Raw genomic sequence first — 19,795 nt, 5'->3', positions numbered from 1 at the left:
ATGAACGCAGCCATCCGCCTCCCCGTCGAGCAGGCCTATGCCGCTGAACTGCAGGCGCTGGCGCGCAATGACGACAAGCAAAAACCTGCGGGATGGAGCCTCTCGCCAAAGGCCGTTCTGACCTACCTGCTCGGCGGCAAGGCAAGCGACGGCACCGTGATATCGCCAAAATATGTCGGCCGCCGCCGACTGATGGAAACGGCGGTGGCGACACTCGCCACGGACCGCGCGCTGCTGCTGCTCGGTGTTCCCGGCACCGCAAAATCCTGGGTGTCGGAACATCTCGCCGCCGCCATCATGGGCAATTCCACGCTGATCGTGCAGTGCACGGCCGGTACCGACGAGAACCAGGTCCGCTACGGCTGGAACTATGCGCAGCTTTTGGCCAAAGGGCCGAGCCAGGAGGCGCTGGTGCCGACGCCGCTCTACCGCGCCATGGAGAGCGGCAAGCTATGCCGCCTGGAAGAGTTGACGCGCATGGGCTCCGATGTACAGGACACGCTGATCACCGTGCTGTCGGAAAAGATGATGCCGATCCCGGAGCTCAACACCTCGCTCTATGCCCAGCGCGGCTTCAACATCATCGCCACCGCCAACAATCGCGACAAGGGCGTCAACGAGCTGTCCTCGGCGCTCAAGCGCCGCTTCAATGTGGTGGTTCTGCCGCTGCCCGAAGACATGGCCGAAGAGGTGGCGATCGTCTCCAAGCGGGTCGACGAGATGGCCGGCGGGCTCGACCTGCCGGTGCCGAAAAATGTCGGCGAGGAGATCGCTCGAGTGTTGACCATTTTCCGCGAGCTGCGCTCGGGCGCAACCGCCGACGGCAAGGTGACGCTGAAGACGCCTTCGGGTTCGCTCTCGACCGCCGAGGCGATCGCCACCATGGTCGGCGGCCTCAGCCAGGCGGCGTGGTTCGACAGCGGCAAGCTCGGCGCCGAAGGCCTCGCCGCCAGCCTTGTCGGCGCCATCGTCAAGGACCCGGTGCAGGACAAGGTGGTGCTGGAGGAATATCTCGAAACGGTGCTCAAGAAGCGGCCGGACTATGCCGGCTATTACGCGGCGCTGAACGCAGCGATCTGAGGTCATGAGCGACGTCGCCTATTTCGGCATCCGCCATCACGGGCCGGGCTCCGCCGACAGCCTGGTGCAGGCGCTGCGGGACTTGCAGCCGGTCGCGGTGCTGATCGAAGGGCCGAGCGACGCGTCCGCCCTGCTGCCATTGCTGGCGCGCCCGCAGATGCAGCCGCCGGTGGCGCTGCTCTGCTACCCCGAGGACGATCCGGCCGCGACAAGTTTCTGGCCGTTCGCCGAGTTCTCGCCGGAATACCAGGCGGCGGTGTGGGCGGTGGCGAACAAGGCGGCATTGCGGTTCATCGACCTGCCGTCATCGGCACGGTTCGCGGCACCGGCAACCGACGACCCCGACAAAACGGCTGACGCCGACAAGCCCGAACCCAAGGACGAAACCGGTGAGGATGGCGAGCCCGCATCGCATCGCGACCCGATCGGCACGCTGGCTGCGGCCGCCGGCTATGAAGATGGCGAAAGCTGGTGGGCCGACATTATCGAGCAGAATCCGCAGCCGGGTCCAATCTTCGCTGCCATCACCGATGCGATGACGACGCTGCGCGACGGCGAAGGTGCGATCGCGCCGTTCGAGGCCAAGCGTGAAGCGCATATGCGATTGGAAATCGCCGCCGCGCGCAAGGAATTCGCCGGACCGATCGCCGTCGTCTGCGGCGCATGGCATGTGCCGGCCCTGCAGGCCGCGCACACGCAGAAGAACGACCAGGCGCTGATCAAGGGAATTGCCCGGCGCAAAAGCATCATGACATGGGCGCCATGGACCGGGCCGCGTCTTGCGCTGGGCTATGGTTATGGCGCTGGCGTCGTCGCGCCCGGCTGGTGCAAGCATCTGTGGCGCACACGAGGGCGGCGCGACGCCGCGACGCTGTGGCTGGCGACGATCGCGGCGGTGCTGCGGGCGAAGGGCCATCTGGTGTCGACCGCGTCGCTGATCGAGGCCGAGCGGCTTGCGCGCACACTGGCTGCCATTCGCGAGCGGCCGAAGCCCGGCTTCGAGGAATTGCGCGATGCCGCGATCGCGGCGCTGTTCAACGGCGAAGCGGTGCTGTGGGCGCTGGTCGAGGCCGAGCTGCTTTTGGGCGCGGATGTCGGCGAGATTCCGCCCGACACGCCGCTGGCGCCGCTGATCGAGGACCTGCAGCGCAACCAGAAGGCGGCGCGGCTGAAGCCGGAGGCGCTGGAACGCGAGCTGTCGGTCGATCTGCGCAGCGAAAGCGGACTGTTTCGTTCGACATTGCTGCACCGGCTGAACGTGCTTGGCGTGCAATGGGGCAGGCTGGCCGACGCCGGCCGCAGCCGCGGCACCTTTCGCGAAAAATGGACGCTGGCCTGGGAGCCGGAATATGCCGTGCGCCTGGTCGAGAACCTGATCTACGGCCCGACTATCGAAAAGGCCGCCAATGGCCGCCTGATCCAGATGCTCGGTGCGGCCGCGAGCCTCGACACGCTTGCCGCCCTTGTCCAGAGCGCCATTACGGCGGATCTGTCGGAGGCCGCGAGCGCCGGCCTTGTAGCGTTGGAGGCGCGCGCAGCGCACAGCAGCGAATGCCTGGAGATGCTGGCCTCGGTGCCGCCGCTTGCCGACATCATCCGTTACGGCGAGGCGCGCAAGACCGAAACCAACCGGCTGTCCGGTTTGTTGGAACGGTTGATCGTCGAAGGCGCGATCGCGCTGCCCTATGCGGTGCGCGACCTGGACGAGCAGGCCGCCACCACGCTGGTCGGTGCTGTGCGCAAGGCCGACACGGCGATCCGGCTGGTCGAGCCCGGCGAAGGCGTGCTCGATGCATGGCGCAACGGCCTGACCGGCGTGCTGGAAGGTCCGGGCTCGACGGCGCTGCTCGCCGGCTGCGCCGCGCATCTGCTCTATGAAGCCGGCCAACTGTCGGCAGAGGACGCCGCCGGGCTGCTCGGACGCAGGCTGTCGCCGGGGACGCCGGTCGCCCAGGCAGCGGGGTTCTTCGAAGGTTTCTTCAGCACTGCCGGCCAGCGGCTGATCTACGACGAGGGCCTGCGCGGCGCCGTCGATGGGTGGCTGAAATCGCTCGACGAGGAAGCTTTCATCGCGCATCTGCCATTGCTGCGCCGCGTCTTCTCCAATCTGGACTCGATGGAGCGGCAGCGGTTGATCGAGGCCGTGCTCGGCCGCACCGCAAGGTTGCCGGCCGGCCTGACGCCGGCGCCGGATGGCGGCGAGGGCTGGCGCCGTCACCTGGAGCGGCTTGGGCCATTGCTGGCGGGCGGAGTGTGACAATGGATGACGAAGCCGAAGTGCCCGAACCCGGCCCAGCATCCTCCGATAGCGGGCGCGAGCGCCGCTGGCGGCTGGCGATCGGCGCCGATGACGAGGCTTCCTCCGCCCTTTCCAGTGATGACAAAAAACTGTCTTCGGCGCTCGATGCGCTTTACGGCGACGGCGCCAATGCCGATGCCGACCCGCGCAAGCGGCGCGGCGGGCTCGGCCGCTCGGCGCCACGCGTGGCGCAATGGATGGGCGATATCCGCTCCTTCTTTCCCGCCCAGGTGGTCCAGATCGTCCAGAAGGATGCCTTTGAGCGGCTGAACCTGAAGCAGATGCTGATGGAGCCGGAATTCCTCAAGGCGATCGAGGCCGACGTCAACCTCGTCGCCGACCTGATCTCGCTGCGTTCGGTGATGCCGGCCAAGACCAAGGACATCGCCCGCACCATCATCGCCGACATCGTTGCCAAGCTGATGCAGCGGCTGGAGCAGAAGACCGCCGAGGCGATCCGTGGCGCGCTCGACAAGTCGCGACGCACCAACCGGCCGCGCCAACGCGACATCGACTGGCCGCGCACCATCTCGGCCAATCTTCGCCACTACCAGCCTGAGCACAAAACCGTCGTGCCGGAAAAACTGGTCGGCTTCATGCGCAAGCAACGCCGGCTGGTCGATCTCGACGAAGTGGTGCTGTGCGTCGACCAGTCCGGCTCGATGGCGAGCTCGGTGATCTACGCCTCGATTTTCGCCGCGGTGATGGCGTCGCTGCCGGTCGTGCGCACCAAGCTGGTCTGTTTCGACACGGCCATCGTCGACCTGACCGAAGAGCTCAGCGACCCGGTCGAGGTGCTGTTTGGCGTGCAGCTCGGCGGCGGCACCGACATCAACCAGGCGGTCGCCTATTGCGCCGACCGCATCGAGCGGCCGACCAAATCCCACTTCGTGCTGATCACCGACCTCTATGAGGGCGGCAACGGCCAGGACTTGCTGCGGCGGCTTGCGGCGCTGGTCCGGTCCGGCGTCAATGTCATCGTGCTGCTGGCGCTGACCGATCAGGGCCGGCCGGGCTATGATCCGGCGATGTCGGCTTCGGTCGCGGCACTTGGCATACCGGTCTTCGCCTGCACGCCGGACCTGTTTCCCGACATGATGGCGGCGGCGTTGCGGCGCGAGGATATCGGCGCCTGGGCAGCCGGCGCCGACATCAAGCTGATCCGCGCCGAGACGGAGCCGAGCAGTCAGGCCTGACTATTCGAACGAATAGGCAAACCCGTCAGTGGAAGCGCTGACGGTCACCTTGGTCATCTTCTCGCCGTCGAGCGACCGGTTCAGCACGCCGCGGCTGAGTTCCGGCAACAGCGTGTTGGTGAGGATGGCGTCGATCATGCGGCCACCGGACTCGATTTCGGTGCAGCGCGCCCTGACCAGCGCCATGACGCCGTCGCCGATCACCAGTTCGGCGTCGTGGCTGGCGCGCAGCCGCCGCGCGATCTTGCCGAACTGATGGCGGGTGATGGCCTCGATCATCGAATCCGAGAGCGGATAGTAAGGGATGGTCACGACGCGGCCGAGGAAGGCCGCTGGAAACACCTTCAGCAGTGGAGCGCGCAGTGCAGCATCGAGGCCGTCGAGCCCTGCCCTCACCGTGCCGTTGCCGGTCCGCTCCATGATGACTTCGGAGCCGACATTGGACGTCAGCAGGATCAGCGTGTTCTTGAAGTCGATGCGCCTTCCCTCGCTGTCATCCATCATGCCCTTGTCGAAGACCTGGAAAAAGATCTCGTGGACGTCGGGATGCGCCTTCTCGACCTCGTCGAGCAGGATCACCGAATAGGGTTTTCGGCGCACGGCCTCGGTGAGAATGCCACCCTTGCCGTAGCCGACATAGCCGGGCGGTGCGCCCTTGAGCGTCGAGACGGTGTGCGCCTCCTGGAATTCGGACATGTTGATCGAGATCAGGTTCTGTTCGCCGCCATAGAGCGTCTCGGCCAACGCCAGGGCCGTCTCGGTCTTGCCGACTCCCGAGGGGCCGCAGAGCAGGAACACGCCGACCGGCTTTTCCGGCGCTCCGAGCCCGGCGCGGCTGGTCTGCACGCGCTTGGCAATCATCTCCATGGCGTGATCCTGGCCGACGACACGTTCGGACAGCGTGGTGGCCAGCTTGAGCGCCTTTTCGGTCTGGCTGGACAGCATCCGTCCCGTCGGGATGCCGGTCCAGTCCTGGACCACGGCAGCTACCGCATTGCGGTCGACCGACGGCAGGATCAGCGGCGTCTCGCCTTGCGCGGTGGCAAGCTCGGCCATGAGTTCACGCAGCCGCGCCAGATCGGCGGCAGGATCTGACGGCGCAGCTTCGGCAGCCGGCGCTTCGGTCTCGGACGTTTCGGCCTTGGGCGTCTCGGCCTTGGGCACCTTGGTCTTTTCTTCGTCCGGCGCTGCCGGTTCGGCTTCGGCCTCAGCTGTCGCCACCGCATCGAGCGGGACGCCGTCGCCGCGCAGCCGCGCGCGCAGTTCGAGGATCTCGGCAACCAGCGCCTTTTCGCGCTCCCAGCGCTCCTCGGCGGCGGCGAGCATGGTCCCGGCTTCAGTGAGCCCGGCCTCGACCCGCGCCTGCCGGTCAGTTACTTCGATGCCGATCGCGGCCTCGCGGCCGATGATGCCGCTTTCGACTTCCAGCGCCTGGCGGCGCCGCAAAATGTCCTCGACCTCGGCCGGCGTCGCATGCTGCGAGATCGCCACCCTGGCGCAAGCGGTGTCGAGCAGGCTGACCGCCTTGTCGGGCAATTGCCGCGCCGGGATGTAACGATGCGACAGGCCGACCGCCGCCTCGATCGCCTCGTCCAGGATCTGCACTTCGTGATGCTGTTCGAGCACGCCGGCTACACCGCGCAGCATGAGCACAGCGACCGCTTCCGACGGCTCATCGATCTTGACCACCTGGAAACGGCGGGTCAGCGCCGGGTCCTTTTCGATGTGCTGCTTGTACTCGGCCCAGGTGGTTGCGGCGATGGTGCGCAATTCGCCGCGCGCCAGCGCCGGCTTCAAGAGATTGGCGGCATCGCCGGTTCCGGCGGCACCACCGGCGCCGATCAGCGTGTGCGCCTCGTCGATGAACAGGATGACCGGCGTCTCGGATGACTGAACTTCGTCGATCACCGCCTTCAGGCGCTTCTCGAACTCGCCCTTGACGCTGGCGCCGGCCTGCATCAGGCCGACGTCGAGCATACGCACGCTGATGCCCTGCAGGGGCGGCGGCACGTCGCCCTGGGCGATGCGCAGGGCAAACCCCTCGACCACCGCGGTCTTGCCGACACCGGCCTCGCCGGTCAGGATCGGGTTGTTCTGCCGGCGCCGCATCAGGATATCGATGATCTGCCGGATCTCCGGGTCTCGGCCGACGACCGGGTCGATCTTGCCGTCATGGGCGCGCTGGGTGAGGTCTGTGGCGTATTTGGCCAGCGCGGAGTCCCCGCCCGGAGCTCGCCGCGGCGCCTCCGCGGTGGGAGCCACTGCTGCCGTGGCGCCGGCTTCGAGCGAACCGTCCACCACCTCGGCAAAGCGGGCGATGACCCCGTCGGCGTCGATCTTGTCGAATTCGCCGCTGATCTTCGCCACCAGGCCTTCCAGCACCGGCGTCTTCAGGCAGGCGAGCACGACATGGGCGCTGCGGACCTCCTCCATGCCGAATTCCAGCGTCGCCAGATTCCAGGCTTCCTGGATGGCGTGGAAAATGTGGTCGGAAAATTCCTCGATCGAGGTGGCGCCGTAGGGCAGCTTGTCGACGGCGCGGGTCATTTCGCTGGTAAGCCGGCTGGCATCGACGCCGGCATCGGCAATGATCATCTGCACATCCGAACGCTCGGACAGCACCAGTTGTTCTATGAAATGGACGAGTTCGACGTAAGGATTGCCGCGCAGCTTGGCGCTGTCGGCGGCGGCCTTGAAGGCGCGCAGGCAGACCGGATTGAGCTTGCCAACCAGTTCCTTGCGTTTGAACCCCTGCGACGACCGGCGCTGTTCCATCGAACGTGCTCCTGCAATCTGCCCCGTCGACAGCCTGCCACATAAGCAGCCGCTTGACAAAGCGCTTGATGCAGCCGGCCTTTTCCCTTTGTGGAGAGTCCCGCGCCGCCAAATGCAGACAACCACGATTTTTTCTAATCCTATGCGATGCGCTTCACATACGAGGTTGGCCAAGCACGCCATGAATTGCGCCATCCGAGACGCAGTTGCACCGACATTCATTAGCGCTCGTTAACTTTTGAGCGGATGGCGAATTGTGGGAATATGCAACCGTGTGCTAACGTTGGGTCACGTACGGTTTTAGAGCCGGTCGCCGGGGGTATCTGTGATCGATCTCGCACTCTGGCTTGCTCCGCTGGACGGTGAAAATCCGTCAGGCGAAGACTTGCGCAACGATCCGGCTTTTCATGAGCTGGAGCGGCTCACGGAGCCGCAGGTCAAGGTCGTCCATGACGGGCGCAACAAGCCAGCCGCGCAATCGACCATTCCGGTCGACTGGCCTGCCGTGCTCGGCAAGGCCGAGGAGTTGCGTTCGCATGGCCGCGACCTGCGCCTGCTCGTCATTGTCGCCCGGGCGCTGGCCAATGAAGAGGGATTGGCCGGACTGGCACAGGGCCTGACCCTGATTGCAAGGACCTTCGAGACGCATTGGGAGACGATGCACCCGGCGCTGCGGGCCAGCCCCCAACCACGCGAGGCCGCCCTGCGCCGCCTCAACGCGCTGGCCGACCTGCAGAACGGCCAGGAAGGCCTGCTGGCGAACCTCAGGCAGATGGTCTTCTTCGCGCCGCGTCCCATCGGGCCGATCAGTGGACGCGATCTCGAACAGGGTGCGCTCGACGATCGCGTCATGCTTCAGGAAGCGGCGTCGGGATTGAATGCCACGGAGAAGGCAGCGCTGGTCAGCGCGCACGGACAGCTCCTGAACCGGGTGGGCAGCGGTTGTGCCGCCTATCAGGACCATGCCGGTGAACAGATGACGGCGCTCATCGCCGGGGCGCACGCAGCGATCGAGGCGCTCGACGCAGTCGATGCGGCGCTGAATGCCCGCCTCGACAGCAACGGGGCTGCCGTCCCGGACCTGAAGCGGTTTTTGCAGCGCGTGCTGACGACGCTGGAACGCAATACGGCGGTCGAGACCACGGAAGAGGCAGCGACGAAGGGGGCGGCCAGCCCGGCTGCTCCCCCGGCAAGCCCGGCCGCGCCGGTCAGAAACGGTCATGGAGCCGAGACGATGGCAAGCTACGCGGAGACCGGTGCGGGGCTCCCGGACAGGATTTCCTCGCGCGACGATGTGGTGAAGTGCCTCGACCTTGTGGTCGCGTTCTACGACCGCACTGAGCCGTCGAGTCCGATCCCGCATCTCGCCCGCCGGGTGCGCAGGATGGTGCACATGGATTTCGTTGAACTGATGGAAGACCTCGCCCCGTCGGGGCTCAAGGAATTCCGGCTGCTCGCCGGCGTTCCCGACGCCAAGAAGACTGCCCAGAAGGATGAAAGGTAGCAACACATGCCAGCCGAAAGCAAAGCGAAGGTCATCGAGCGAAATCGCGCCCCGCGCGTGCAGATCGCCTACGATGTCGAAACCTACGGCAGCCCGACGACGATCGAACTGCCGTTCGTCATGGGCGTGATGGCCGACCTGTCGGGCGCATCGCAGACCAGGGAAGCGTCCAAGACGGTGCTCGACCGTTCCTTTGTCGAGACCGATGCCAACCGCTTCCCCAAATTCATGGAAGCGCTGGGGCCCAGGGTCAAGGCGCGGGTGAAGAACACGCTGCCGCAGGCCGAGGGACAGGAGCGCGACGAAGAACTGGCGCTCGACCTGACCTTCACCAAGATGGGCGATTTCGCCCCCGACAAGATCGCCGAACAGGTCCCGCAACTGGCCGAAATCCTGAAGATGCGGCGCCAGCTCGAGGAGCTGCTCGGCTTCATGGACGGCCGCGTCGATGCCGAAAAGCGCATCGCCCAATTGCTGAACAACCAGCCGCTGCTTGGCCAGATCGCCGCCCAGGCGCTGTCCGACGACAAGGGTGAGGAATAGATCATGGCCGAACAGCAAAAGACCGCAGCATCCGTCGCCGAGGCCGAGGCCGTCGATCTCGGCGAATTCAGCCAGCTCTTGGAGAAGGACTTCAAGGTCAAGAAGGACGACAGCGAGAAGCTGCAGCAGCTGGTTCGCAACCTGGCGCTGGCGGCGCAGTCGCGCTCCGAGACGACGACGATTTCGTCCAACTCGATCAAGTCGATCAAGTCGTTGATCGCCGGCATCGACAAGATGCTGACGACCCAGGTCAACGAAATCCTGCACGCGCCGGAAGTGCGGCAGATGGAAGGCACCTGGCGCGGCCTCTGGTATCTCATCAATAACACCGAGACGGATCAGAAGCTGAAGATCCGGGTGATGAACATTTCCAAGGAGCAGCTGGCCGATACGCTCGAAGACTATGAAGGCCAGATGTGGGACCAGAGCCCGATCTTCAAGAAGGTCTACACCGACGAGTATTCGATGCTCGGCGGCGAACCGATCGGCTGCGTCATCGGCGCCTACGAGTTCTCCAACCACCCGCGCGACGTCGGCCTGTTGCGCAACATCTCCGGCATCTGCGCCTCGGCGCACACGCCGTTCATCGCCGCCGCCTCGCCACGGCTGTTCCGCATGGACAGCTGGCAGGAACTGCCCAACCCGCAGGACCTGCAGCAGATCGTCTCCAACCCGGCCTACGCCTCGTGGCAATCGCTGCGCGAGAGCGAGGATGCGCGCTATATCGGGCTGACCATGCCGCGCGTGCTGGCGCGGCTGCCCTACGGCTCGGAGACAGTCCCGGTCAAGGGCTTCTCCTTCGAAGAGGAAGTGCAGGGCGATCACAACAAATATGTCTGGATGAACGCTGCCTTCCCGATGGGCGTCAACATCAACCGCAGCCACAAGCTCTATGGCTGGGGCACCCAGATCCGCGGCGTCGAAAATGGCGGCACGGTGCTTAACCTGCCGGTGCACTCCTTCCCGACCGATGACGGCTCGATCGCGATGAAATGCCCGACGGAAGTCGCCATCGACGACCGGCGCGAGGCGGAACTGGCCAAGCTCGGGCTGATGCCGATCCTGCACCGCAAGAACACCGATCTCGCGGCCTTTATCGGCGCCCATTCGCTGCAGGACGATGAGACGCGGGCGGGCCGCCTGGTCGACCCCGACGCCCAGTCCAACGAGCGGCTCTCCGCCAACCTGCCCTATCTGTTCCCGGTCTCGCGCTTCGCCCACTACCTCAAGGCGATTGCGCGCGACAAGGTCGGCTCGTTCAAGGAACGCACCGACATGCAGATCTGGTTGACCGAATGGATCAACCGGTACGTGCTGGCCAACCCGGCCTTCGCCGACGACAAGGCGCGCGCCAAGCGTCCGCTTGCCGCCGCCGAGGTGCAGGTCGACAGCGTGGAGGGCCGGCCGGGCTACTACAACGCCCGCTTCTATCTGCGCCCGCACTACCAGCTGGAGGGCATCAACGCCTCGCTCAGGCTGGTGTCGGAATTGCCGTCCGTGAAGACCTGATTGCAGCAACCAAACCTTTGTTTGAAAGCGGTGGAGAACGAAAATGCCCACAATGAAGATCGACGGTTTTCTGAAAGTTCCGGATATCAAGGGGCCCAGCACACGCGACGGCCATGACGACGAGATCGAAATCCATGGCGTCGATTACAAGATGGTCGCGCCCTACGACCCCAATTCCCTCTCGCGCCGAGGCCGCGTGTCGATGGGCATGATCAAGTTCACCAAGCACTATGACAAGGCCTCACCCTATCTGGCCAAGGCCCTGTTCGAAAACAAGGCGCTGGACGAGGTCAAATTCTCCGCGCGGCGGACCATCGACGGCGAGAGCAAGGACTATCTGGTCGTTACCCTGACCGACGCCTCGATCATGGAATACGACATGTCGCAGGCCGATGATGAAGCCGACCTGATCCAGGAGGAAGTCTCCTTCGCCTACAAGAAGATCAAGTTCGTCTATGACGACAATGACGAAGCCGAAATGGATGTCTATGTCGGCAAGTGACGGGCGAGCAAAGCGCCCTGCCGCCGACAAGGTACAGGCGGGCGGTTCACGGGCCAAGCGCGAGGCGGTACAGCCTTCGCTGTGGGACCGCCTCGTCAACGACCTGCCGGGCCTGAGCTCGGAGATAGACGGGCTCAGGCAGGCTCTGCAGGAGGAGCTTGGCGCAGAGCGCCTGGACGAGCTGCTGGCAGACGGACCGAGGCGCATCGACGCCGATGACGCATTGAACCCCGATCAGAAGCGCCGGCTGCACCGGCTGGCGTTTCAGAACCGGCACCGTGGCGAGCTTGAAAGCCGAGGCATCGTGGTGTCGCCCGATGTGCTGCGCGAGGCCGTGCGGCGCGACATCGAGGCGCTGTTCAACACCGAGCGTTTCGAATCCGCGCCGCTGCTATCCGATCTCGAGGCCGAGCAGATGACCGACAGTCCGACATCGCTGGCCGACTTTCCGGAGGTGCGCCGCAGCGTTGTCAATTATGGCGTGCCGTCCTTCTCCGGCCGGTCGTCGCGCGACTTCGATCGCGATGTTCTGGCACGCGAGATCCGCGCCGTGCTCGCCGCATTCGAGCCGCGGCTGAAGGAGAGCGCGACGAAAGTCACGGTCAACCTCGGCGACAAGACCGGCCTGAAGATCGAGATCGACGCCGTGCTGATCATGACGCCGACGCCCGAGCGCATGCGCCTGCGCACGACGATCAATCTCGACAACGGACTGGCGCGCACCGAGTTCAGGGAAGCCTGAGAGATGGACCGGGTCTTCGTAGAATATTACGAGGAGGAACTGTCCCACATACGCGGGCTGGCGGCGGAGTTCGCCGACATGCATCCGGCGGTTGCCCGCAATTTGTCGCTGGATACGGTGCCGTGTCCCGACCCCTATGTCGAGCGGCTGCTCGACGGCGTCGCCTTCCTCGCCGCGCGCACGCGCCTGAAGGTGGATGCCGAGCGCTCGCGGTTTTCGCGCAGCATCCTCGACGTGCTTTATCCCGATCTCGTCACGCCGGCGCCGGCAACCGCCATGGTGGTGCTGAAGCCCGGCCAGCAGGTGCAGACAATGCTTGCCGGCCACGTCGTCAAGCGCGGCACGCGGCTGGTCTCCAGCCTGCAGGCCGGCCTGTCGACACGCTGCACCTTCACCACCGCGCAGGACATGACGCTGTTTCCGATCGCGATCAGTTCGGTCGGCTATTTCCAGGACCGCAGCGCGCTTGCCGCCGCCGGCATCGGCCCGATCGCCGGCAAGGCCGGCGAAGCGGCACTTCGCATCACGCTGGCGCGGACCGGCAAAGGCAAGCTCGACGAACTGGCGCTCGACCGGCTCGACTTCTATTTCGCCAACCGCACCAAGGCGCCGCTGATCTTCGACGCCATCTTCGGAGTCTGCTCTGGTGTCGGCGCTCGACCGGAAGGCAAGACCAATCCATTGTCGCCGCTACCGCCGCCGGAGATGGTCGGCATTGCCGATGCCGAGGCGCTGATGCCGCGCACGCGGCCGACCTTCGAAGGCTACCGCCTGCTGCGCGAATATTTCATGATGCCCGAGCGCTTCCATTATGGGCGCGTCACCGGCTTGCTGCCGGTCGTGCGCAAATGCCAGGCCGGGCTCGAAATCATCTTCCTGTTCCGGCGTCCGGTGCCCGAACTCGCCGATCTGACGCCGGCGGATTTCGATCTCTTCGCCACCCCGATCATCAATCTCTTCGAGCGCGAGTGCAACATCGTCGAGCTCGACCAGCGCAAGACGCGCCAGGTGCTGCATGCCGACCGCACGCGGGCGCGCGACTTTGAAATCTACCGCGTCATCCGCGTCGAAGACGCCGATGCCGAGGGACCCGACGCGGAGATACCGGAACTCTTCAGCCTTGGGCAAAATCGCGGCAGCGGCTGGGTCTATTCGACGGAGCGGCGGCCGCGCCGGCCGACCGAGGACGAGCGGCGCCAGGGCGTGACGCGGACCTCCTATGCCGGCGACGACGTCTTCCTGGCGGTTTCGCGCCCAGTCAACAGTCAGGCCAACCGGCCGCTCAAGCGCGTCGATATCATGGCGCTTTGCACCAATCGCGACCTGGCCATCCTCGACGACACGCCGACCCTGACGCTGGAAGCCGGCGACCCTGTGGAGACGGTCCGGCTGCTCGGCGCATTGCGTTCGCCGCAGCCGGCGATCCCGGCAGCGCTGCCGACCGGCGCCGACGGCGAGTCGCGCGCCGACGACCTGGCCTGGCGGCTGGTGTCACAGCTGGCGCTCAACTTCCTCAGCCTGGCCAAGGAAGGCCGCGGCGTCGATCCGCTGCACGCGCTGCTCGATCTCTATGCCGAGCGCGGCGACCCCGGGCTCGCCCGCAATGTGCGCTCGATCGTGCGCATCGACTCGCGCGCGGTGATCGAAAGGCTGGCGATCGAAGGGCCGATGTGCTTCGGCCGCGGCACGGAAGTGACGCTGCATGTCGACCAGTCGGTGCTGGCGGGACAGAGCACTCTGCTGCTGTCGGGCCTGCTGTCGCGGCTGTTTGCCCGCCATGCCGGCATTAACGGGTTCGTGCGCACGCGCACGCGGTTGCTCCAGAAACAGGAGGATGTGCCATGGCCGATGACGCCCGGCAATCGCTACCTGATCTAGAGCGAGCCGCAACCCTGTCCGAGAGTTTCGACTTTTTCGAACTGCTGCGCCGGCTCGAACGGCAAGGCGGCCTGTTCGGCCATTCCGGCCGGCCGGACCGCGAGCCGGCAAGGCTCGGCCAGAATGTGCGGCTGTCCTTCGCAGTGCAGGACGTGGTGGATTTCCGCGAGCCGACGGACAAGTCGCCGGCACGCGTCACGGTCAACAATCTCGGCCTGCTCGGACCCGAAGGGCCGATGCCACTGCATCTGACGCGCTGGGTGCTCGATCGCCTGTCGCAACGCTGGTATGCCGGCGCCGAGGCGCGGCAGACGAGCGACACGACCTTCGTCGATTTTGTCAATATCCTGCAGCACAGGATGATCGCGCTCTACTATCGGGCCTGGGCGGATGCGCATCCGGCCGTGCAGGTCGAACGCGGTGTCGGCGGCCGCGTCCGTTCCATGCTGGAAGCGATGGCCGGCATCGGGCTGCCGGGCACGCAGGATGCCGAACTAGATACAGTAAAACTTCGCCAGGCCGCCTCGCTCGCTGCCCAAGTCGACGGCCCCGAGCGACTGACGCTGTTCCTGGCCGAAGCCTTCAAAGTGCCGGTGGTGCTGAAGGAGTTCGTCGCGGCCTGGATGACCATCCCCAAGGCGCTGCAGACGCGGCTTGCCGGCAGCTATGCCACGCTCGGCCGCAGCGCCACCATCGGCCCGCGCAGCTTCAGCCGGCAGAGCCGCATCGAGCTGCGCATCGGCGCGCTCAGCTATATCGATTACAAGGCCTTCCTGCCGGGCGGTGAGCGGCTGAAGCTGTTGAAGCAGGCGGTGCGCGACCTGATCGGCGAGACCATCGATGTCGATCTCAGGATCGTGCTTGCGGCAAAGGCAGTGCCGCCGGCGAAGCTCGGCACCGTCCAGCTTGCCCGCACCACCTGGCTGGCGCGACCGGTCGAAAAGGGGGACGCCGACGACATGCGGTTGCGGACCATCGTCGGCTGGCGGGAAGAGGTGGCGGCATGAGCCTGCTTCTGATTCTCGAACAGGGACCACGCGCGCAAGTCACGCGGCAGGCGCGGCTGGACGAGGGCGAGCTGGTAATCGGCCGCAGCGCCGACGCCGACTGGCAGATCAACGATCCCGACATGTTCGTCTCGCGCGCCCACTGCAAGATCACCAGCAAGCAGGGCGGCTATTTCGTCACCGATACCTCCAGCAGCGGGTTGTTCATCGACGATGCCGCCAGCCCGCTCGGCGCGGGAAATACCGCGCGCCTGCAAAGCGGCATGCGACTGCGACTGGGCGACTATGTGGTGTGGGTCGATTTGCAGACGGCGAAGACCGAGGCGCCGGCCTCCAGGCCTTCAGCGCCTGCCAGTAAGCCGGCGGCGTCGCGGGCGCCGGTCAGCCTCGGCGGCGACGATTTCTTTTCGTCCACCACGGAAGAAGAGCCGGGACGGCCACGCCCTGCCAACCTGCCCGATCCATTCGAAAAGCCGGTGCCCGGCGCATTCGCGCGTGCGCGGTCCGATGAACGCAGCTCGCAGGCGTTCGACGATCCGTTCAGCCTCGACCCTGTGGCAACGCCGGTGGCCGAGCCCACTGACAGAAACGGCGCCAAGCCATCGTTCGACGATCCCTTCGGCCTCGACTCCGCGCCGCGGTCGAGAGAGCCGAGCAGATCCAATCCTGAGAAGCTGCCGGCCTACGATGACGGGTTTGGTTTCGGCCCTGCCGGGTCCACCAGCCTCGACGCCGGCGTGACGGATGGCGGTGCAACCGATGCGCCCTCGCCTGCCCCCTCTGCAGCGCCCTGGGATCTGCCAGTCCGCGCGGTCGAGCCATCGCCACCGCAGCCACCGCCTCCCCCGTCTCCACCGCCACCACGCGCTCCTGTCCGCCAATCCGCGGCGCGGCCGTCAGCCGGACCGTCGGACGCGGAATTGCGCGCCGCTTTCCTGCGCGGCATGGGCATGGACGAGGCCGATTTTCCCGGCGGCGATCCGGTGGCCGACATGGAAAAATTCGGCCGCGAGTACCGGCTGATGATGGAAGGGCTGATGCAGCTTTTGCGCAAGCGCGCCGAAGAGAAGGGCAACGCTCGCGTCGCTCAAACGGTGGTTGGCGCATCCGAAGTCAACCCGCTCAAATTCCTGCCCTCGGTCGACGATGCGCTGGTAACCATCCTGGCCGAGCGCAGCCCCGGTTTCCTCGGCGCCGAGGCGGCGATCAAGGACGCGGTGCGCGATCTGGCGCAGCATCACGTTCGCGCCTGGCGCGGCGTGCAAGGCGCGCTCAAGCGCATGATCGACCGCTTCGATCCGGCGGCGATCGAGCAGGAACTGAAGTCGAGTTCGGCGATCGGCAATCTGCTGACCGGCGGGCGCGGAGCCAAGCTCTGGGAGTTGTACCAGAAACGCCACCGTGAAATCGCTCACAGCGCCGAGACGCGTTTTCTGGGCGAGATCGGCGCTGATTTTCGTGATGCATATGAGGAGGACTGAGACATGATCGACAGACGCGAATTTATCCTTGCCATCGGGGCGACGGGACTGCTGACGGCTTGCCAGAGCGGCCCGCCGAAACCATCCGTCATCACAGTGAATCTTGCCGGCGGCGCCGGCATGAACCCGGGACCGGGCGGCGGCGACAGGCCGGTGACGGTGATGATCTTGCGCCTGAAGAGCACCGGCGCCTTCAACTCGGCCGACTATTTCGCCCTGCAGGGCGGTGCCGGCGCGGCACTTGGCGGCGATCTCATCGGCTCCGACACGGTTTCCGTCGGACCCGGCAAGACCGCATCGAAGACCATCACGGTCGAGCCAGAAGTGGCAGCACTCGGCTTCGTCGCGCTGATCAGGGAACCCGGCGGACGCAACTGGCGCACGACCAAATCGGTTTCGCCGGGATCGAAGTTCACGGTCAATGTGAAGCTCGGCAGCGGCGGGATTTCCGCCTAAAGCGCGTCGCGTTTGAACGGATTCAGGCGACGCGCTTTAGATCTTTATTTTTATGCATGTCGTTCTCTCAAAACCGTGACCACTTTTGAGCGACATGCATGGGCGGCAAAAGTCCGCAAGCCGCGCAACATGATGAGCAGGAAGCAGAGAGTGCCGGCATGAGCGATGCAAACAGGGTGCTGTGGTCGGAGGGACTGTTCCTCCGCACCCAGCATTTCCAGCAACAGGACCGCTTCTTCGAAGCGACGGTGCGCGGCGCCTTGCAGGCCGGGCATCTGCATACGTTCGGTTTTCGAACGCTGACGCTCGATCAGGCACAGCTCGATGCCGGCCAGATCTCGGTGCTCTCGGCACGCGGCATCTTTCCAGACGGGACGCCGTTCGCGATCCCCGAGACGATGGATGCGCCGCGGCCGCTGGCGGTGACGCCGGAGATGGGCGCTGGACCGGTGCTGATAGCGCTGCCGCTCGAACCGCCAGGCGGCGTCGGCTTCGACCCCGCTCACGCCGAGCCGTCCGGCGCGCGCTATCGCGGCCGGATCGTCTCGGTGCGCGACGCCGTGCATGGCGGCTCCGACCCCGAGGAAATCGAGATTGCGCGGCCGCAGGCGCTGTTGCTGACGCCGGGCACGGCCGTCGGCGGTTACACCGCGCTGCCGGTGGCCGAACTCAAGGGCGTGCGCGCCGATGGCGGCGTGGCCTTGGACGACACCTTCCTGCCGCCGACCTTGGTCATCGGCGCGGCGTCCTGGTACAGCCGCCTGCTGCAGGAAGTGGTCACCGGCCTCGACCAGATCGCCGAGGCGCATGGCAAGATGGTGCTGGGCGGCCCCGGCCGCAGTGTCGAGGATCTTCTGATCCTCAATTTGGTCAACGCCGCGCGGCCGCGGCTGGCGCACATGCTGGCGCAGGACGTTTTCCATCCGGCTGAGGTCTACATGGAACTTGCCGGCCTTGCCGGCTCGATGGCGACCTACGGTTCGAGCGCAAGGCGGCTCGGCGAACTGCCTGTCTACGACCACATGGCGCCCGGACCCGCCTATTCGGCGCTGGCCGATGCGCTGCGTTCGCTGATCCTCAGCCTGCGCTACATCGAGCCGAAATCGCGCGCCCTGCCGGTCATGCGCCATGCCACCAATGTGTGGAAGATCCGCATCGACAACCCGAAACTTCTGGTGGCGAGCCGCATCGTGGTGCGGATCGGCTCCGAACTGTCGGAGGATGCCTTGCGCAAGATTTTCGTCAACCAGGCGACGGTCGGCTCGGCCAGCGAATTCGAAGGGCTGTGGAAATCACGCCTGCCCGGCATTCCGCTGAAGCCCCTTCATTCGCAGCCGCGCGAAATTCCCTATGACGGCGACCGGCTGTGTCTCGAACTGGACCAGAAAAGCGAGCACTGGGCCTCGCTGCTCGAAGCGCCGGGTTTTGTGATCGGCGTTTCGGGCGTGCTGCCCAGCGAACCGCAGGTCGACTGCTACTCGGTCAACAGGTGAGATGATGAGCAGGGACGATCCGTTCGGACTGTCCGAGGATCGGGAGCGGACGCGCATCCGCCTGAGCGGAGCGCCGACGCCGCGCGCCATGCCGCTGCCGGCGTCGGGCGTCACCGCGAAGCGCTCCGCGCGCGCGCATCCGAACGTGCTCGTCAACGCGTTCTCGCCGCTGCTGGAATTTGCACCCGAACTCGAAAACGCGCAGCCGCCGGAGAACCCGGAAGCCCTGCGCACCAGGCTGCTCGACGAACTTGTGCGCTGCCGCGACACCACCATGGCGCAGGGCTCCTCGCTCGAGCGCGCCGACCAGGCCGCGTGGCTGGTGGCTGCGTTGCTCGATGATCTGGCGCTGAATACGCCGTGGGGCGGGGCCAGCGCCTGGCCGCGCCAGCCGCTGGTGGTGATGCTGCGCGGCGACGTCGACGCCGGCGCGCAATTCTTCGCCCGTCTTGAAGAGCTGGAGCGCCACCCCAACCGCGACCGCGAAATGCTGGAGCTGCAATATCACTGCATGGCGCTCGGCTTCCGCGGCAAATATCGCGTGCCGGGCCGCTCGGGCGACCGTTCGCTCAATGCCGTGCGTGTGGCGGCCGCGCGTTTCCTGCGCGACAGCGACGGCGAAGGCGCACCGCTGTCGCCCAACTGGAAAGGCGTGATCGCCTCCGACGAACCGCAGCGCTTCATCGTGCCGATCTGGGTGATGGTTGCGGCAGCGGCGGTGATCGCGACAGCCATCCATATCGGCCTGTCGATGAGCCTGAGCAGCCAGGCGGTCGAGCTTTCGGCGCTGGTGCGCGCACTGCCGCCGCCGACGCGTACGGATGTCACCCGCGCTTCGCCGAAGGTCGACGCGCCGCCGCCGGTGGCCGTGGATTTCGCGCTGCTGCCGGAATTCCAGGCGGCGGCGCCGGACGAGCTCAAGAGAGCGCTGAGCGGCACGGAGAGCGTGTCGCTGGCGCGGCTGGTCATCCAGGCCTCCAATCCCGAACTCTTCCAGTCGTCGCGCGCGCAGCTGACAGACGGCTTCGATCCGCTCATCGCCTCGGTCGCCAGGGTGATCCTCGAGAACCAGGAGCTGATCGGCGATATCACCGTGGTCGGCCACACCGACGGCGTTCCCTTGCAAAAGACCAACCCACTGTCCACCAACCAGCGGCTGTCGGAAGCCCGCGCCGCGGAAATTGCCGATATCCTGATTCAGAACGGCGTGCCGAAGGAGCGCGTGCGCTCCGAAGGCCGGGCCGCCACCGATCCGGTGGCCGACGACGGCACACGCGAAGGGCGGGCCTTGAACCGCCGCGTCGAAGTGCTGGTCGAAAAGAGGCTGTGA

The 19,795-nt window shown here is 65.9% G+C and carries 15 protein-coding genes; 14 read left to right on the top strand and 1 reads right to left on the bottom strand.

Features of this window, described 5'->3' with window-relative positions; all coding sequences use genetic code 11:
* The 3 genes from ACYG97_RS00605 to ACYG97_RS00595 are packed head-to-tail and all read left to right on the top strand — an operon-like array spanning position 1 to position 4,575.
* Positions 1 to 1,080 carry an ATP-binding protein gene (locus ACYG97_RS00605; RefSeq protein ID WP_023673899.1) on the top strand — a complete coding sequence of 360 codons (1,080 nt, stop codon included), beginning with the start codon at positions 1 to 3 and terminating at the stop codon, positions 1,078 to 1,080.
* Between the two features lie 4 nt (positions 1,081 to 1,084).
* A complete protein-coding gene (locus ACYG97_RS00600) occupies positions 1,085 to 3,337 on the top strand; it encodes a DUF5682 family protein (RefSeq protein WP_023732191.1) in 2,253 nt (750 codons plus the stop codon).
* Positions 3,338 to 3,339: 2 nt separating this feature from the next.
* Complete coding sequence (locus ACYG97_RS00595) at positions 3,340 to 4,575, top strand: VWA domain-containing protein (RefSeq protein WP_023687036.1); 1,236 nt, start codon at positions 3,340 to 3,342, stop codon at positions 4,573 to 4,575.
* Here the strand turns inward: ACYG97_RS00595 and tssH are convergent, their stop codons facing one another.
* Entirely contained in the window at positions 4,576 to 7,350 is a 2,775-nt protein-coding gene (gene tssH, locus ACYG97_RS00590; protein ID WP_023732192.1) for a type VI secretion system ATPase TssH, read from the bottom strand.
* Between the two features lie 325 nt (positions 7,351 to 7,675).
* On the opposite strand from tssH, the gene tssA reads away from it, so the two are divergent.
* The 11 genes from tssA to icmH all read left to right on the top strand — a co-directional run bounded on the left by tssA (position 7,676) and on the right by icmH (position 19,795).
* The gene (tssA, locus tag ACYG97_RS00585) at positions 7,676 to 8,854 is read left to right on the top strand and encodes a type VI secretion system protein TssA (protein WP_023701537.1); all 1,179 of its coding nucleotides are present in this window, start codon (positions 7,676 to 7,678) and stop codon (positions 8,852 to 8,854) included.
* A 6-nt stretch (positions 8,855 to 8,860) separates the two neighbouring features.
* Complete coding sequence (tssB, locus tag ACYG97_RS00580) at positions 8,861 to 9,397, top strand: type VI secretion system contractile sheath small subunit (protein ID WP_023673718.1); 537 nt, start codon at positions 8,861 to 8,863, stop codon at positions 9,395 to 9,397.
* 3 nt (positions 9,398 to 9,400) lie between these two features.
* Positions 9,401 to 10,906 (top strand): type VI secretion system contractile sheath large subunit, encoded by a 1,506-nt coding sequence (tssC, locus tag ACYG97_RS00575; protein WP_023682611.1) that lies wholly within the window; start codon positions 9,401 to 9,403, stop codon positions 10,904 to 10,906.
* 52 nt (positions 10,907 to 10,958) lie between these two features.
* A complete protein-coding gene (locus ACYG97_RS00570) occupies positions 10,959 to 11,408 on the top strand; it encodes an Hcp family type VI secretion system effector (RefSeq protein WP_023673716.1) in 450 nt (149 codons plus the stop codon).
* Positions 11,395 to 12,150: a type VI secretion system baseplate subunit TssE gene (gene tssE, locus ACYG97_RS00565; protein ID WP_023687033.1), complete on the top strand. Its 756-nt coding sequence runs from the start codon at positions 11,395 to 11,397 to the stop codon at positions 12,148 to 12,150. The genes ACYG97_RS00570 and tssE overlap by 14 nt, the downstream gene beginning before the upstream one ends.
* A 3-nt stretch (positions 12,151 to 12,153) precedes the next feature.
* The gene (gene tssF / locus ACYG97_RS00560) at positions 12,154 to 14,028 is read left to right on the top strand and encodes a type VI secretion system baseplate subunit TssF (protein WP_023732193.1); all 1,875 of its coding nucleotides are present in this window, start codon (positions 12,154 to 12,156) and stop codon (positions 14,026 to 14,028) included.
* On the top strand, positions 13,992 to 15,035 hold the full coding sequence (tssG, locus tag ACYG97_RS00555; RefSeq protein ID WP_023673712.1) for a type VI secretion system baseplate subunit TssG: 1,044 nt from the start codon (positions 13,992 to 13,994) through the stop codon (positions 15,033 to 15,035). The genes tssF and tssG overlap by 37 nt, the downstream gene beginning before the upstream one ends.
* Positions 15,032 to 16,516 (top strand): type VI secretion system-associated FHA domain protein TagH, encoded by a 1,485-nt coding sequence (gene tagH / locus ACYG97_RS00550; RefSeq protein WP_023673711.1) that lies wholly within the window; start codon positions 15,032 to 15,034, stop codon positions 16,514 to 16,516. Before tssG ends, tagH begins: the two co-directional genes overlap by 4 nt.
* A gap of 3 nt (positions 16,517 to 16,519) precedes the next feature.
* Positions 16,520 to 16,972: a type VI secretion system lipoprotein TssJ gene (gene tssJ, locus ACYG97_RS00545; RefSeq protein WP_023673710.1), complete on the top strand. Its 453-nt coding sequence runs from the start codon at positions 16,520 to 16,522 to the stop codon at positions 16,970 to 16,972.
* Positions 16,973 to 17,130: 158 nt separating this feature from the next.
* Positions 17,131 to 18,465 (top strand): type VI secretion system baseplate subunit TssK, encoded by a 1,335-nt coding sequence (gene tssK / locus ACYG97_RS00540; RefSeq protein ID WP_023692181.1) that lies wholly within the window; start codon positions 17,131 to 17,133, stop codon positions 18,463 to 18,465.
* 4 nt (positions 18,466 to 18,469) lie between these two features.
* The gene (gene icmH / locus ACYG97_RS00535) at positions 18,470 to 19,795 is read left to right on the top strand and encodes a type IVB secretion system protein IcmH/DotU (RefSeq protein WP_023709960.1); all 1,326 of its coding nucleotides are present in this window, start codon (positions 18,470 to 18,472) and stop codon (positions 19,793 to 19,795) included.

This window comes from Mesorhizobium sp. W067 (assembly GCF_054719525.1).
This window is presented reverse-complemented; position numbering and strand designations above follow the sequence as displayed.